Annotated in this window: 15 protein-coding genes; 6 read left to right on the top strand and 9 right to left on the bottom strand. The window is 69.6% G+C overall.

Translation table 11 applies throughout. From position 1 onward, the window contains the following. The first annotated feature begins 52 nt into the window (after window positions 1-52). Window positions 53-1,075 carry a ketopantoate reductase family protein gene (locus QM619_RS13060; RefSeq protein WP_415109312.1) on the top strand — a complete coding sequence of 341 codons (1,023 nt, stop codon included), beginning with the start codon at window positions 53-55 and terminating at the stop codon, window positions 1,073-1,075. Between the two features lie 200 nt (window positions 1,076-1,275). Here QM619_RS13060 and QM619_RS13055 read toward each other — a convergent pair whose 3' ends face one another. The 3 genes from QM619_RS13055 to QM619_RS13045 form a co-directional block, all read right to left on the bottom strand. Then, a complete protein-coding gene (locus QM619_RS13055; RefSeq protein ID WP_415109307.1) occupies window positions 1,276-2,610 on the bottom strand; it encodes a serine hydrolase domain-containing protein in 1,335 nt (444 codons plus the stop codon). Between the two features lie 72 nt (window positions 2,611-2,682). Beyond that, window positions 2,683-3,477: an HAD family hydrolase gene (locus tag QM619_RS13050; protein ID WP_415109304.1), complete on the bottom strand. Its 795-nt coding sequence runs from the start codon at window positions 3,475-3,477 to the stop codon at window positions 2,683-2,685. Beyond that, window positions 3,474-4,367: a hypothetical protein gene (locus QM619_RS13045; protein WP_415109301.1), complete on the bottom strand. Its 894-nt coding sequence runs from the start codon at window positions 4,365-4,367 to the stop codon at window positions 3,474-3,476. Before QM619_RS13045 ends, QM619_RS13050 begins: the two co-directional genes overlap by 4 nt. A gap of 177 nt (window positions 4,368-4,544) precedes the next feature. Here QM619_RS13045 and QM619_RS13040 point away from each other — a divergent pair, with 177 nt between their 5' ends. From QM619_RS13040 to QM619_RS13025, 4 genes are read left to right on the top strand one after another with little or no spacing between them, the layout of a single operon-like run. Then, complete coding sequence (locus tag QM619_RS13040) at window positions 4,545-5,639, top strand: AAA family ATPase (RefSeq protein WP_415109298.1); 1,095 nt, start codon at window positions 4,545-4,547, stop codon at window positions 5,637-5,639. A gap of 20 nt (window positions 5,640-5,659) precedes the next feature. Next, entirely contained in the window at window positions 5,660-6,697 is a 1,038-nt protein-coding gene (locus QM619_RS13035) for a DUF58 domain-containing protein (RefSeq protein WP_415109295.1), read from the top strand. Window positions 6,698-6,708: 11 nt separating this feature from the next. Further along, complete coding sequence (locus tag QM619_RS13030) at window positions 6,709-7,653, top strand: VWA domain-containing protein (RefSeq protein ID WP_415109359.1); 945 nt, start codon at window positions 6,709-6,711, stop codon at window positions 7,651-7,653. After that, a complete protein-coding gene (locus QM619_RS13025; protein WP_415109292.1) occupies window positions 7,653-8,615 on the top strand; it encodes a VWA domain-containing protein in 963 nt (320 codons plus the stop codon). Before QM619_RS13030 ends, QM619_RS13025 begins: the two co-directional genes overlap by 1 nt. 178 nt (window positions 8,616-8,793) lie before the next feature. Here the strand turns inward: QM619_RS13025 and QM619_RS13020 are convergent, their stop codons facing one another. Beyond that, window positions 8,794-9,573 carry a crotonase/enoyl-CoA hydratase family protein gene (locus QM619_RS13020; protein WP_415109289.1) on the bottom strand — a complete coding sequence of 260 codons (780 nt, stop codon included), beginning with the start codon at window positions 9,571-9,573 and terminating at the stop codon, window positions 8,794-8,796. Window positions 9,574-9,711: 138 nt separating this feature from the next. Between QM619_RS13020 and QM619_RS13015 the strand changes: the two genes are divergently transcribed. After that, window positions 9,712-10,206, top strand: coding sequence for a DUF3145 domain-containing protein (locus QM619_RS13015; RefSeq protein WP_415109356.1), 495 nt, complete (start codon window positions 9,712-9,714; stop codon window positions 10,204-10,206). Between the two features lie 77 nt (window positions 10,207-10,283). Here QM619_RS13015 and QM619_RS13010 read toward each other — a convergent pair whose 3' ends face one another. The 5 genes from QM619_RS13010 to QM619_RS12990 all read right to left on the bottom strand — a co-directional run bounded on the left by QM619_RS13010 (window position 10,284) and on the right by QM619_RS12990 (window position 15,167). Further along, entirely contained in the window at window positions 10,284-11,540 is a 1,257-nt protein-coding gene (locus QM619_RS13010) for a beta-ketoacyl-[acyl-carrier-protein] synthase family protein (RefSeq protein WP_415109286.1), read from the bottom strand. A gap of 85 nt (window positions 11,541-11,625) precedes the next feature. Further along, entirely contained in the window at window positions 11,626-11,868 is a 243-nt protein-coding gene (locus tag QM619_RS13005) for an acyl carrier protein (RefSeq protein WP_298135049.1), read from the bottom strand. A gap of 55 nt (window positions 11,869-11,923) precedes the next feature. After that, on the bottom strand, window positions 11,924-12,919 hold the full coding sequence (locus QM619_RS13000) for a beta-ketoacyl-ACP synthase III (RefSeq protein WP_415109283.1): 996 nt from the start codon (window positions 12,917-12,919) through the stop codon (window positions 11,924-11,926). After that, window positions 12,916-13,842, bottom strand: coding sequence for an ACP S-malonyltransferase (locus QM619_RS12995; protein ID WP_415109280.1), 927 nt, complete (start codon window positions 13,840-13,842; stop codon window positions 12,916-12,918). Before QM619_RS12995 ends, QM619_RS13000 begins: the two co-directional genes overlap by 4 nt. 131 nt (window positions 13,843-13,973) lie before the next feature. Beyond that, window positions 13,974-15,167: a PucR family transcriptional regulator gene (locus tag QM619_RS12990; RefSeq protein ID WP_415109277.1), complete on the bottom strand. Its 1,194-nt coding sequence runs from the start codon at window positions 15,165-15,167 to the stop codon at window positions 13,974-13,976. Between the last annotated feature and the right edge of the window lie 104 nt (window positions 15,168-15,271).

Here is a 15,271-nt window from a genome sequence, read left to right as displayed (position 1 = left end):
CCGTCCCTGGCGTCCGCTTGCCCGCGACGGCCGAAGCCGAAAGAGTCCTGCCATGAGGTTCCTCTTCCTGGGCGCGGGCGCGATCGGCACCTACGTCGGCGGCAGCTTGGCCGCCGCCGGCGAGGAGGTCAGTTTCATCGAACGGCCGCGGACGGCGGAGACGATCGCCTCGACCGGGCTGAAGGTGCACACCGCCGGCGCCACCCGGCTGGTCAACAACGTCACCATGTACGGCAGCGCCGCGGACGCCCTGGCGTCCGGACCGTACGACATCGGGGTCTTCGCGCTGAAGTCGTTCGACACCCAGACCGCGCTGGACGAACTGGTCGCGACCGGGCACGAGGTGCCCAGCATCCTGTCGCTGCAGAACGGGGTGGACAACGAGCCGACCATCGCGGCCACCCTGGGTGCCGACCGGGTGCTGGCCGGCACCGTGGCGACCGCGGTGAGCAAGCCGGGCGTCGGCGAGGTGGTGGAAGAGAAGCACCGCGGCATCGGGGTGGCGATGGGCCATCGGCTGAGCGAGCCGCTGGTCGCTGCCTTGGAGCGGGCCGGGCTGTCCGGACGCCTGTTTGCCGACGTGGGTTCGATGAAATGGTCCAAGCTGCTGACCAACCTGACCGGGAATGCCACCTCGGCGATCCTCGACCGCACGGTCGCCGAACTATTCTCTGACAAGCGCAGTTACGGCCTGGAAGTGGCCGTGCTGCGGGAATGCCTGGCGGTGATGAAGGCGCTCGGCCATCGCGTCGTCGATCTGCCGGGGACGCCGGTGCGAGCCCTGGCACTGGCTACCAGGTTGCCGCGGCTGATTGCTCAGCCGGCGTTGACCAAGGCGCTCGGCTCGGGCCGCGGCGACAAGATGCCCAGCTTCCACATCGACCTGCACAGTGGACGCGGACGCACCGAGGTCTCCTTTCTGAACGGTGCTGTTGCCCGCTACGGCGCCCAGGTCGGCGTCCCCACCCCGGTGAACGCACTGCTCACCTCGACCCTCGAAGCCCTCACCGCCGGCGAGCTGAGCATCGACGTCTACCGGCACAATCCGGACGCCCTGCTCTCCCGCCTCCGCTGACTCGGGGACGGTTCTTCGGCGTTCGAATCCCGCACATTCGGGGACGGTTCCTATTCGTGCGAACGTCGCACATTCGGGGACGGTTCTCCCGTGTTCGAAGATCGCACATGAGAGAACCGTCCCCAGACGTGCGAATTCCGGATCTGAAAGAACCGTCCCCGACGTGCGGACTTCGCATGCCAGAGAACCGTCCCCGATGGTCACGTGGCGGCGATGACGTCCGCGACGAGTTGTTCGGTGCGGATGTCGTCCGCCGCAGGTGAGAAGCCGAGCCGGACCACAACCAGCTTTTCCGACGGCACCACGTACAGCCGCTGGCCGTCGTGGCCGCTGGCCCAGTAGGCGTCCCGTGGGAGTCGCCGGTCGACCTGGGCGCCGGCGGCGGTCAGGTTGGTCCACCAGCCGGCGGCGTAGTTCGGGTCTTCCGCGGACGTCGGCGTGACCGCGGTGGTGGTCTGCCGCATCCAGCCCTCCGGCAGCAGCCGGCGTCCGTTCCAGATCCCGTCGGCGAGCGCGAACTGACCCAGCGCCGCCCAGTCCCGCGGGGTGGCCCACAGGTACGAGCTGCAGACTGGCGTCCCGGTGGCGTCTGCCTCCCAGATCGCGGACGCCAACCCGAGTGGGGCCAGCAGCTCGGCTCGCGGCAGATCGGCCCCGTGACCGGTCTTGGCCCGCAACACGCCGCAGAGCAGGGTGGTCGAGCCCGAGGAGTACTGCTGCGCCGTGCCGACCGGATGCGCCAGCGGCTGCGAGGCGACGAACGCCGCCATGTCGGGCTGGTCGTAGAGCATGGCGGTGATCGTGGTGCCCAGGTCGTAGGTCTCGTCCCAGGCGAGCCCACTTCGCATCCGCAGCAGGTCCTCAATGGTGATCCGCGCCCGCTCATCGGTCCATTCCGGACGCAGCCGATCGTCGGCGAGCCGCACCCGGCCCTGCGCCGCCAGCACCCCGGTGAGCAGGCTGGTCGCGCTCTTGCTCATCGACCAGCCCAGCTGCGGGGTGACGGCGGTGAATCCGGAGGCGTAACGCTCGGCCACGATCCGACCGTCCCGGACGACGACCACGGCACGGGTGCCCAACCGAACCCGGCCCGCCGGGTCGAGCTCGTCGCCGAACGCCCGCGCCAATGCGGCCTCCAAGGCGGGCGCGGCTTCGGGTTGGGGCTGGCCGGAGATCGGATTGTTCTGTGCCGAGATCGGCGTCGCCGGACCGAACGACGGACGCCCGCCGGCCAGTGTGCAGCCGAACCCCTCGACCGGCCAGGCCCGCTGGGTGGCCAGACCCCCGAGTACCGAGGCCGGGTAGCTGTCCGCGGGCGTCCCGAACCGGATGTACGGCACCAGCGGGTTCGGCGGCAGATCGTCGCTGACCGGCCGGTGAGCGATCGTGTCCAGGGCGCAGGCGTTGTGTGCGGCGTACCCGGTGCCGGTCCGCAGCAGCGGCCGCTCGTACCAATACCCGCCGACCACAGCCGCCATTGTCAGCACCACGAGGCCCAGCAGGATCTTCAGCCATAGCCGACCGCGACGACGCATGGCCGGAGGCTACTCCCGCCTATTGTCGCACGTCAGCATCCGAAAGGTCAGATTTCGGACGAGTCAGCGATATCAGCGCAGCAGCCGCAGGATCGCGCGTCCGACGGCCTCGTCCTGTGGACCTTCGGTGAGCCGGAAGCCGGCCGCCCTTACCAGCGGATGTCCGGCGGCGATGGCATGGCCGTGCCCTGCCCAGGCCAGCATCGGCAGGTCGTTCGGCATGTCGCCGAAGGCCGCCACATCAGCCGGGTCGATGCCCAGCCCGGCACACAACGCCGCTAGTCCGGACGCCTTGGTGACCCCCGGCGCGCTGATCTCCAGCAGCCCGTAGTCGCCCAGGTGCGAATGGGTCATGGTCAGCCGGTCGCCGATCACCGTGCGGCCCCGGACAGCGAGCGTGTCGCTGTCCAGGTCGGCGTGGAAGGCGCACAGCTTCAGCACCGGCAGCTCGATGGCGGCCAGCTCGGCCAGCGGCGCTCGTTTCAGCCATTCGCCGCGCTCCTGCGGCAACTCCGGTTCGCAGCCGAAATGCTCGCCCCATTCGAAGGCGAACACCGTGCCCGGAATCGCGTCCCGCAGGTCGGCGGCCACCTCCACCGCCAGCTGCGGGTCGAGCCCGTGGACGACGGTGTGCCGCCGGCCGTCCAGGTCGAAGACGCCTGCCCCGTTGCTGACCACCACCTCGCGATGGACTCCGGGCAGGTCGTCCAGCACCTGCAGCCAGCGGGAGGGCCGTCCGGTCGCCACCACCACCGGGACGCCACACGCGGCGGCTGCCGCCAGCGCCAGCCGATTGACCTCGGAGACCTGCCCGACCGGGTCGAGGAAGGTGCCGTCCAGGTCGGTGGCGATCAGCCGGACGCTCACAGCCGCGAGTTCGGGGACGGCGTTCCAGCGCCGTTCGACGGCGAGGCCGACTGCGGCGAAGGAGAACCCGACTGTGGGGAGGGCGACCCGGATTGTGGGGACGGCGATCCGGACTGTGGGGAGGGCGACCCGGACTGGGGCGACGGGGAGCCCGACTCCGGCGACGGGGACGCCGACTGAGGCGGCGGCGATCCGGTCGGCGGCACCGGTGGCGGTGGGCTCTGCTGCGGCGACTGCTGGAAGATCAGAATCGCGATCAGCACCGCGAGCGCGGCCAGCAGCAGCATCAACAGCCAGGACGCCAGGATCGACACCCAGCCGGCACGGTCGTGCCGTCCGGGCCAGGGCAGCGGCCACACCCGGGCCACCCCGGGACGCGCCCGGTCGATCCAATGCAGCCGATAGTCGGGCCCGGCCGGCCGGCCCTGCAGCGGCAGTCGAGCCAGCTGCACCTCGTCGAGAATCCGGGACGCCTCGGCGATCGCGGCGGGGGAGCCGTCGTAGGCCAATGCCACCCAGGGCGCCAGGGGCGCGTCGTCGGGGTCGACCGGGTCGTCGTCCTCGTGGTGGTATTTGTGACCCAGCCGGCCCTCGTCCTGACCGTGTCCGCCGCGCGCCACCACGGTGTCGATGTGCAGTTGGTTGACCACGCCGGCCAGCCGGTCGCGGGCCGCCGCATCCTCGGACGCCCCCTGCGACAGCAGGATCAGCATCACTGGCGTGCTCGCCTCGTCGTGCCCGGCGAAGGCAACCCCGGACGGCGCGGCCACCAGCCGGGCGTCCAGCCAGAAATCGCCCACCTTGGGCGGATCGTCGCCGAGCAGCGGGGTCAGCGGCACCGTCCCGTGCGACTGCGGGTCGCCGGGTGCCGGGTTCTGCTGCTCGGACATCGGCTCCCATCTCATCACACCTGGCCAACCGCCGGCCGGGCACGCAATACCGCCCATTCTGCCCGATCCCGGGCGTCCGCCCGATGCACAGAAGACTGACAGCACCGGCCGGTAAGGTGGCTGCAGACCGGCGGGCCAGGCCCGCCCCAAGGTGCATTCGGCGAGCAGGAGAGACGCGTGTCCAATCCGATCCAGGCCCCCGGTCAGCCGCAGGGGAATGCCCAGCAGCCGCAAGGGAACCCGGCCACCCGCGAGGCCGCCCGGCTGCTGGGTGAGGCGATCGCCCAGGTGCAGCGGGTGATCGTCGGCCAGGAGCACATGGTCGAACAGCTGATGGTCGGCCTGCTGGCCAAGGGGCACGTGCTGCTCGAAGGCGTCCCCGGCGTGGCCAAGACGCTGGCTGTGCGCAGCTTCGCGACCGTGGTCGGCGGAGACTTTTCGCGCATCCAGTTCACCCCCGACCTGGTGCCCTCCGACATTGTCGGCACCCGGATCTATTCGGCCCGCCAGGAGAAATTCGACATCGCGCTGGGCCCGGTCTTCGTCAATTTCGTGCTGGCGGACGAGATCAACCGCGCCCCGGCCAAGGTGCAGTCGGCGATGCTGGAGTTGATGGCCGAACGCCAGGTGTCGATCGGCGGCACCACCTACCCGGTGCCGAAGCCGTTCATCGTGATCGCCACCCAGAACCCGATCGAATCCGAGGGCGTGTACCCGCTGCCCGAGGCGCAGCGCGACCGCTTCCTGCTCAAGGTCGACGTCCCGTACCCGCGCGGCAACGAGGAGTTCGAGATCCTCCGCCGAATGAGCGTCCAGCCGCCCGAGCCGACCAACATGCTCACCCCGGAGAAGATCCGCGAGCTGCAGGATCAGGCGTCCAACGTCTTCGTGCACAACCTGGTCGCCGAGTACATCGTCCGGCTCGTGTTGGCCACCCGGACGCCGGCGGAGTTCGGCATGCCCGATTTGACCCCGGTGATCCAGATCGGCTGCTCGCCGCGCGCCACCCTCGGCCTGGTGGCCGCCTCGCGTGCGTTGGCGTTGATCCATGGCCGCGACTATGTGCTGCCCACCGACGTCCAGGCTGTCGCCAAGGACGTCATGTCGCACCGTCTCGTCCTCGGCTTCGACGCGGTCGCCGACAACATCGCGCCCGCCCAGGTGGTCGAGCGGATCGTCGCCATGGTGCCGCCGCCCACGCCGGTGTGGAACCAGCAGCAGCGCGATCAGGCGCACAGTCAGCACCGGCACAACCCGAGCTACCAGAACTGACGAGGCCGTTGTCCCCGCAGATGCAATTCGAGCCGCCCGCCGACGACCTCGGCGTGGTCGAATCGGTGCTGCGCGAACCGACCCGCGCCAGCCTGCCGCTGCACAAACTCGCCCCCGAGGCGGCGCTGAAACGCCTCGAGCTCACCATCGTCCGGCGGTTGGAGGGCTTCCTGCACGGCGATCACCGCGGGCTGCTGCCCGGTCCGGGCTCGGAGACCAACGATGCCCGACTCTACGTGCCCGGCCAGGACGACGTCCGCAAGATCGACTGGGCGGTGACCGCGCGCACTCAGGCGCCGCACGTCCGGGACACCATCGCCGACCGCGAACTTGAGGTGTGGGCGCTGCTCGACGTCACCCCGTCGATGAACTGGGGCACCGAGGGCGTCACCAAACGCGACCTGGGCATCGCGGCCATCGCCACCGTCGGCTTTCTGTCCCAGCGGATGGGAGACCGCTTCGGCGGCCTGATCATGCGTCCGGACGCCATCGAGCGGCTCCCCGCCCGGTCGGGCCGGACGGCGCTGTACGGGCTGCTGCGGCGGATGCTCGACGAGCCGATCGTGCCCGACCACAGCACCGGGCGGTACACGCTGGCCGCCGGGGTCGAGCAGCTCGCCCGGCTGCAACGCCGTCGCGGCATGCGGATCGTGGTCTCCGACTTTCTGTCGGCCGGCGACTCCGAGCTCGACCCGAACGTCAAACCCGACTGGGAGCGGCCGCTGCGCCGGTTGGCCGTCCGGAACCAGGTGCTGGCGATCGAGGTGGTCGACAAGCGCGAGATCGAGTTTCCGGACGTCGGAGACATTCTGATCCGCGACCCCGAGACCGACTTCCAGCGCTACGTGAACACCAGCGACGCCTCAGCACGGGCCCGGATGGACGCGGCGTCCGCCGCCCAACGGGAGCGGATCCGGATCGCGCTGCGCCGTGCCGGGGTAGCGCATATCCAGTTGCGCACCGATAGAGACTGGGTGCAAGACATCGCTCGTTTCGTGCTGGCCTACCGCCGGGTGGCCGGCATGTTGCATCAACCGCCCCAGGGGGTGAGCACGTGAATCTCGACCAGATGTTCCTGAATCCGGAGCGTCTGTGGTGGTTGCTGCTCGTTCCGGCCCTGGTCGCCGCGTACATCTACCTGAGCAGGCGGAAGAACCGCACCGGCATGCGGTTCACCAACACCTCCATTCTCGGTGCGGTGGTGCCGGTGCAGTCGCAGTGGCGGCGTCATCTCGCGGTCGCGTTGTCGCTGCTCAGTCTGGTCGCGCTGACCATTGCCTGGTCGCGGCCCAGTGGCATCGACCGGGTGCCGCGCGAGCGGGCCACGATCGTGCTGGTGTTGGACATCTCACAGTCGATGGCGGCCACCGACATCAAGCCGAATCGCCTGGACGCCGCCAAGACCGAGGCGAAGCAATTCGTCGCCTCGATGCCGCCCAGCTACAACGTGGCGCTGGTCAGCCTGTCCGGTAATCCGGCGTCCCGGCTGCCGCCGACCACCGACCGTGGGCAGTTCAACCGGGCGGTCGACGCGCTCACCCTGCAGGACTCGACAGCCGTCGGCGACGCGATCAACGTGGCGATGGCCACCCTGCAGTCGGCGCCGAAGGGAGCGGACGGCTCGATTCCGCCCGGTGCCATCGTGCTGCTCTCCGATGGCCAAAACACCGCCGGTCGGTCGCCGACACAGGAGGCGGCCGAGGCGGCCAAGGCGAAAGTGCCGGTGTACACGATCGCCTACGGTACCGAGAACGGCTATGTCGACCTCGACGGAAAGCGTGAGAAGGTGCCGCCGGACAAGGCGCTCTTGCAGCGCATCGCGAGCTTGACCAACGGTCAAGCCTACTCTGCCGAGACCGCGGGCCAGTTGGACTCGGTGTACAAGAACATCCGTAGCGAGGTCGGCTACGAAGAGGTGCGCAAAGAGATCACCGCGACCTGGGCCGGGTACGGCCTGGCCTTCGCGGTGGTCGCCGCCCTCGCCGCGGTCTCGCTCGGGGCAAGGTGGCCATGATGATTCCGATGATCGCGTTCCTGGAGCCCGACCGGCTGTGGTGGCTGGTGCTGATCCCGGTCCTGCTGCTGCTCTACCTGGCGCTGCTGCGGCGAAAGAGCATTCGTAGCCGGACCGCCGGCATCTCCAATCTCGACAAGGTGCTGCCCAAGCAGCAGGCCTGGAAGCGGCACATCGCGGTGGGCGCCGCGGTGCTGTCGCTGGGCGCCCTGAACGTCGCGTTCGCCAAGCCCAGCGACCAGGTGGACGTCCCGCGGGACCGCGCAACTATCGTGTTGGCGATCGACGTGTCGCGCTCGATGATCGCCGAGGACGTCCAACCCAACCGGCTGGACGCGGCCAAGACCGCAGCGAAGGACTTCCTCGGCATGCTGCCGGCCAGGTTCAACGTGGCGCTGGTCGCGTTCGCCGGGACGGCCTCGATCGTGGTGGCGCCGACCACCGACCGTGGACTGGTCTCCCGCGCGATCGAAGGGCTGCAGGTGGCGCCGTCCACCTCCATCGGCGAGGGCATCTACTCGTCGCTGGACGCCATGGCGCTGGCCCCGGTCGACCCGGACCACCCGAACGACCAGGCGCCGGGCGCGGTCGTGCTGCTCTCCGACGGCTACACCAACATTCCGCGCTATTCGGCCCCGGCCGCGGAAGAGGCCAAGAAGCGCGGCATCCCGATCTACACGATCGCCTACGGCACCGAGGACGGCTATGTCGTCGATCGTGGACGCCGGGAGTCGGTCCCGGTCAACCACGAGGAACTGCAGAAGGTGGCCGACATCTCCGGCGGTAAGAAGTTTGCCGCCGGGTCGGCGTCCGAGCTGAAGGACGTCTACCGCAACATCGCCCAGCAGATCGGCTTCGTGAAGGAAGAGCAGGAGGTCACCGAGGTCTACACCGGCTATGCGCTCGGGTTCGCCGTCCTGGCCGCCATCGCCGTGATCTCGCTGGGTGCCCGCTGGCCCTGATGCCCTTCGCCCCTGATCGGACGGCGCCGCCCGGATCCCCGGTTCGGGCCGGTTCCCCCCGCGCAGCCCGAATCGCATACCCGGTATCTCCCTCCCTAACTACTTCTGCCCTCCCACATGCGGCAGGGCAGAAGTAGTTAGGGAGGGCCTTGTCAGGCAGAGTTTCGCGCGGACGGCGTCAGCGTCCCTCGAAGGTCACCGGTGCATCGTGGAGATAGCCGGCGGCCGCGCGCCGGGCGTCCGAGGTGCGGGCCAGCATAGCGACCACCGGATGCAGCCGGTCGGCGGCCGCGCGGGGATCGGTGAGCGCCAGCCGGGCGTTGGCCAGGCTGGCCTGGACCGCGAGTGGCGCCTGTGCCGCGATCCGCTCGGCCAGCGCGAGGGCGGCGTCCAGTTGGGTGCCGTCCGGCACGATCTCCTGGACCAGCCCGATCCGGTGGGCCTCGGACGCGTCGAAGAAGTCACCGGTGAGCAGCCAGCGCATGCCGTCGCCCCAGCCGAGACGGGGCAGCCGCAAGGTGGCGCCGCCGAAGGCCATGATTCCCCGCGCCACCTCGAGTTGGGCGAACCGGGCCCCGGCGGCAGCCACCACGACGTCCGCAGCGAGCGCGAGCTCGACACCCATGGTCAGGCAGGTGCCCTGCACGGCTGCCACCACCGGCTTGGCGACCGGCTCGGTGGTGACGCCCCACGGGTCGATCGTGCCGGGTGGCAACAGTTCCAGGTTGCCCGCGGCCAACGACGGGCCGATGTCGGTCAGATCGAGGCCGGCGCTGAAATGCGCCCCGATCGCGTGGACGACGCCGACTCGTAGCGAGGTGTCGGTGTGCAGCAGCGTGTAGGCGTGGGCGAGGCCGTGCAGCATCGCCAGGTCGGCGGCATTGCGTTTGTCGGGGCGGTTCAACCCGATCAGCAGCACATGCCCACGTCGCTCGACCAGCACCCGTTCGTCGCTCACGTCGTCCATCCAAGCCGGACAAGGGCATTTTGTCATCGCGCGGTTGGCTCACGGGTGGCAGCTGAGGCAGAATAGACCCGCTCCGCGAGCCGAGAGATGCAGGGGAAGGCAGCTACTCGGCCCAAGGAGATGACCATGGTGACCACCCAAGGAGTGGTGCAGATCCACTCTGCGCCGTCCGCGTTGTGCCCGCATGTCGAATGGGCCGTGGGCGGCGTCGTCGGCGTACCTGTCCGGCTGGAATGGACGCCGCAACCGGCAGAACGGGCGTCCTATCGCAGCGAATATTCCTGGACGGGTCCGGCCGGGACGTCCGCACGACTCGCCAGCGCGCTCAAGGGCTGGCAGCGGCTGCGTTTCGAGGTCAGCGAGGAGGCCACCGGCGATTCCGAGGCCGTCCGGTACTCCTACACGCCGGCGCTGGGCGTCTTCCATGCCACCCTCGGCCGCCACGGCGACGTGATGGTTCACGAGGACCGGCTGCGGGCCGCGCTGGCTCGTGACGCCCTCGGACGCCGAAGCCTCCACGAGGCGGTCGCCGATCTCCTCGGCACCGCCTGGGACGACGAGCTCGAGGTCTTCCGCCAAGCCGGCGACGGCGCCGACATCCGCTGGCTGCATCAGGTGGTCTGACTCGCGTCCCTACCCGCTAGGCAGGGCCTAGGGGGTAGGGACGCGGGACGCCGGGGTTCGGAACCGTGTGCAGCGGGTCAGCGGGTGATGTTGGCGTTGGTGACGGCGATCGCCACATTGGCGCCACCGAAACCGAACGAGTTGTTGATCGCGGCCAGGTCGCCTTCGGGCAACGGACGGGCCACGTTCGCGGCGATGTCGATGCCGAGATCGGGCTCCGGATTGTCCAGGTTGATGGTCGGCGGAATCATCCGCTCGCGCAGCGCTAGCACGGTCGCGAGGGTTTCCAGGGCGCCGGCACCACCGAGCAGGTGGCCGGTCATCGACTTGGTCGAGGTCACCACGCACTGATCGACGGCGTCGCCCAGGGCGTGCCGGATCGATCCGGCCTCGGTCACGTCGCCTTGCGGAGTCGAAGTGCCGTGGGCATTCACGTGCCTGATGTCGGATGCCGCCAGTCCGGCGTCCACGAGTGCCTTCTGCATGGCGCCGTACTGCCCGGCACCGCTCGGGTCGGGCTGGACGATGTCGTGGCTGTCGGCGGTGATGCCGGCTCCGGCCAGCGTGCCGTAGCTCTTCGCTCCGCGGGCGTTGGCGTGCTCCAGGGTCTCGATCACCAGCACCGCCGAGCCCTCGCCCATCACGAAGCCGTCACGTCCGATGTCCCATGGCCGGGAAGCCTTCTCGGGCTCGTCGTTGCGTCGTGACAACGCCTGCATCTGCCCGAATGCGGCGATCGGCAGAGGATGGATGGTGGCCTCGGTGCCGCCGACCAGGGCGATGTCGGCCCGGCCCAGCCGAAGCTGGTCGATGGCCAGTGCGATCGCCTCATTGGACGACGCACAGGCCGACACCGGGGTGTGCACCCCGGCCTTGGCGTTGATCGCCATGCCGACGTTCGCCGCCGGCGCGTTGGCCATCAGCATCGGGATGGTGAACGGGCTCACCCGGCGATAGCCCTTGTCGCGGTGGGCGTCCCAGTTGTTCAGCAGGGAGTGCAGGCCGCCGATGCCACTGGCCAGCGACACGATCAGCCGGTAGGGGTCCACCTCGTTTTCGGTGCTCCAGGTCAGGCCGGCGTCTTGCCAGGCCTCTTGCGCCGCGATCAGCGCCAACTGGGTGGATCGGTCGAGTCGGCGTGCCTTGACCCGCTCGATGACGGTGGACGGATCGACCTTCACATGGGCGGCGATCTTGACCGGGAGTTCCTCAGCCCACTCCTCGGTGAGGCGGCGGACTCCGGAGGTGCCGGCCAGCAGACCGGCCCAGGTCGATGCCGCGTCGTCGCCCAGCGGGGTGGTGGCGCCGATGCCGGTGATCACAATCTCAGGCATGTTTCTCCGAGGTGTTCGGGGACGGTGATGGAGGGGTGCCCGGGCCCACCTTCAGTGGTGGACCCGGGGCACACGACAGCGCAGGTCAGCTGTGCGCCTCGACGTAGGCCACGGCGTCGCCCACGGTCTTGAGGTTCTTGGAGTCTTCGTCGGGAATGGTGACGCCGAACTTCTCCTCACAACCGACGATGATCTCGACCATCGCCAGCGAGTCGACATCGAGATCGTCGACGAAGGACTTGTCCAGTTGGACGTCCTCGACCGGCACACCGGCAACGTCGTTGACGAGCTCAGCCAGCTGAGCGCGGATCTCTTCGGTGGTGGCCATAGGGTTTCTCCTTGTCGTAGGGCCTTTCCGGGGGTCCCCGGAAGATCATGTTGGGTCAGGGCAGAGTGACGACCTGCCCGGCGTACACCAGGCCGGCGCCGAAGCCGATGAGCAGGGCGGTCTGCCCCGAGGTGGCCTCGCCCGAGGTGAGCAGGGCGTCCATCGCCATCGGTATCGAGGCTGCTGAATTATTGCCGAATTGTTTGATGGTGCGCGCCACCATGACGTGTTCGGGCAGTTTCAGATGCCGCAACATGGCGTCGGTGATGCGGTTGTTGGCCTGGTGCGGAATGAAGACGTCGAGGTCCGCCGGGGCGAGACCGGCGGCGTCCAGGACGTTCTTGGTGGCCTCGGTGATGAAGCCGCTGGCCCATTTGAACACCGAGCGGCCATCCATCGCGAGATAGGGACGCTCGCCGGAGGAGACGGCGTGGCTCCACTCGACGGTCTGGGTGATCGCGTCGTACTGGCCGCCGTCGGAGCCCCAGACCACTGGTCCGACGCCGTTGGTCTCGCTGGGACCGACCACGACCGCGCCGGCACCGTCGGCGAACAGGAAGGCGGTGCTGCGGTCATGGATGTCGGTGAACCGGCTGAGCTCCTCGACGCCGATCACCAGCACGTAGCGGGCGGCCCCCGAGCGAACCAGCGCCTCGGCCTGGGCCAGGCCGTAGCAGAAGCCGGCGCAGGCGGCGGAGATGTCGTAGGCGGCGCCGGTGGTGCCGAGTTGATGGGCCAGCTTGGCGGCCATGCTCGGGGTCTGGTGGAAGTAGGAGACGGTGGCGACGATCACGGCGCCGATCTGGTCGGCAGCGACGCCGGACCGCTCGATCGCGGTGCGGGCCGCGGCGAGCGCCATCGACTCGACGTCCTCGCCCTCGCCGACCCAGCGGCGCTCGGCGATGCCGGTGCGCTGTTGGATCCACTCGTCGGAGGAGTCGATCCAGGTGCACATCTCGGCGTTGTCGACGACACGGGAGGGCACGAAGGAGGCTACGGAGAGCAACTTCGCGAACGGCGCGCCGGCGCCGGCCGTGATCGACGTGGTCACGCGGCCACCTCCGTGTGGTCGGCCATGAAGGCACGGGCGTCGGTGAGTTGATCCGGAGTGTTCAGGTTGAACAAGGCGGCTCCCTTGAGGTTGCGCTTGGCGATCCCGGTCAGTGTGCCCGACGGCGGCAACTCCAGGACGCCGGTGACGCCCAGTTCGGCAAGCGTGTCGAGGCAGAGATCCCAGCGCACCGGATTGGCCACCTGGCGGACCAGCCGGCGCAGCACCTCGGCGCCGTCGTCGATGACGGCGCCGTCGGCATTGCTCAACAGCCGGGTGGTCGGAGCGGCGGTGCTCAGAGCGGACGCCAACTCATCCAGCGCGGCGACCGCCGGCCGCATGTGCACGGTGTGGAAAGCGCCGGCCACGCTGAGCTGGATCAGCCGAGCCCGAGCCGGCGGATTCGCGGACAGCTCGGCGAGTTGCTCGACGGTTCCGGCGGCCACAATCTGGCCGCGTCCGTTGTTGTTGGCGGCGGTTAGCCCGGCCGCCTCGATCGCGGTGCTCACCTGCTCGGGGACGCCGCCGACGACGGCCATCATCGACGTCGGCCGCAATGCGGACGCCGCCGCCATCCCACGGCCACGGGCGGCGACGAAGGCCATCGCATCGGCGGGCGACAGCACTCCGGCCAGCGCCGCGGCGGTGATCTCGCCCACGCTGTGACCTGCGATCGCGTCCGGTACCGGAGCCTCGGCGAGCAGGGCGCGTCCGCCCACCAGGCCGGCGGCGACCAGCAGCGGCTGGGCGATGTCGGTGGCCCGGATCTGCTCAGCGTCCGCCTCGGTGCCGTAGTGCGCCAGATCGATGCCGGCGACCTCGGAGAGTGCGCCCAGTTCGTCCCGGACGGCGGTGTCCTCCAACCAAGGCCGGAGAAAGCCAGGGGTCTGAGCACCCTGACCGGGTGCGAGGATTGCTAGCACGGGAATACTCTTGCGCGAATCCGGGCGGGAAGGACAGCGGGACGGCACGAAAATCGCACAGACCTTCTTGTGGGGTTCTCACAACACCGCTCACAGTCGGACGGGGACTGGACCCGTCCTGCTTTGTGGTACTACGACGCCAACAGCCGGCCGAGGGTGACTGCGAGCCGGAGCACGTAGGCGCTGCGGGCGTCCGCCGGGTGATAGCCGGACACCTCGGCGATCCGGCGCAGCCGGTAGCGCACGGTGTTCGGATGGACGAAGAGGGCGCGCGCGGTGGCCTCCACCGAGCCGCTGTTGTCCAGGTAGGCGACCAGGGTCTCCAGCAGATCGGCACCGGCGTCCCGGAGCGGCCCGTAGATCTCCCGGGCCAGGATCCGCCGGGCATGGCCGTCGCCGGCCAGCGCCCGTTCCGGCAGCAGGTCCTCGGCCGCGACCGGACGCGGGGCGCTCGGCCAGGCGTCCGCAGCACGGACGCCTGACAGCGCGCCGCGGGCCGACGTGGCGGCCTCGACCAGATCGCTGACCTCGGGGCCGACGACGATGTGGCCAGGCCCGAACTGGTCGGCGACTTCGGTGATCACCGACAGCGCGGTTCCGGCGGTTCCGGCGTGCCCGCCGAGGACGACCACCAGCCGGTCGCCTTGGGTGGAGGCCAGCAGATCGAAGCCGCGCTCGGCGACCACCCGGCGCATCGCCTCGACCGCCTGGTCTTTCGCGGGTGCCTGGCCGATGGTGACGGTGATCGCTGCTGGGGAGCGCCAGCCCAGCGTGGAGGCGCGGGACAGCACGGTTTCGTCCGCCTCCCCGCGAATGACGGCGTCCACCACCAGCGCCTCCAGCCGGGCGTCCCAGCCGCCGCGGGCCTCGGCGGCGCGGGCGTAGACCTCGGCCACGCCGAACGCGATCTCGCGCGAGTACTGGACGATCGCCAGGTACACCCCGGAGCGGTCGCCGCGCGGCACCAGCCGATCGAGCTGGCTCTCGACGGTGTCGATGGTGGTGCGGATCAGGTCGACGCTCTGGTGCAGGGTGATCCGGCGCTGCAGCGCGCGAGGTGCGGCGTCGAAGACCTCCGAGGGGTTCACGTCGCGGCCCTCGTCGGCGAACCAGCGGATGAATCCGTCGATCCCGGCGCGAGCCACCAGTGTCACCCAGGAGCGGTGTTCGGCGTCCAGGTCACGAAACCAGGGGTGCCGTTCCTCCATCTCAGTGAGCGCCGCGGCAGTGAGATCGGCGGACGCTTGGACCAGCCGCTTGGAGAGCGCCGATCGCTGCCGGCCGGACTGCGGCCAGCCGCGTCCGATCCCTGGAATGGCGGCCACCGCTCTCCCTTCGTCCCCGACACCCTAATGGCCTGTCGCCCCTAATACTTGCCCCTGGCCGCTTTCGGGCAGGCACCTCGCTTCGTTCTCCTCGGTCACGTCAC

Source organism: Micropruina sp. (assembly GCF_047606665.1).
In the GTDB taxonomy this organism is placed as follows: domain Bacteria; phylum Actinomycetota; class Actinomycetes; order Propionibacteriales; family Propionibacteriaceae; genus Micropruina.
This window is presented reverse-complemented; position numbering and strand designations above follow the sequence as displayed.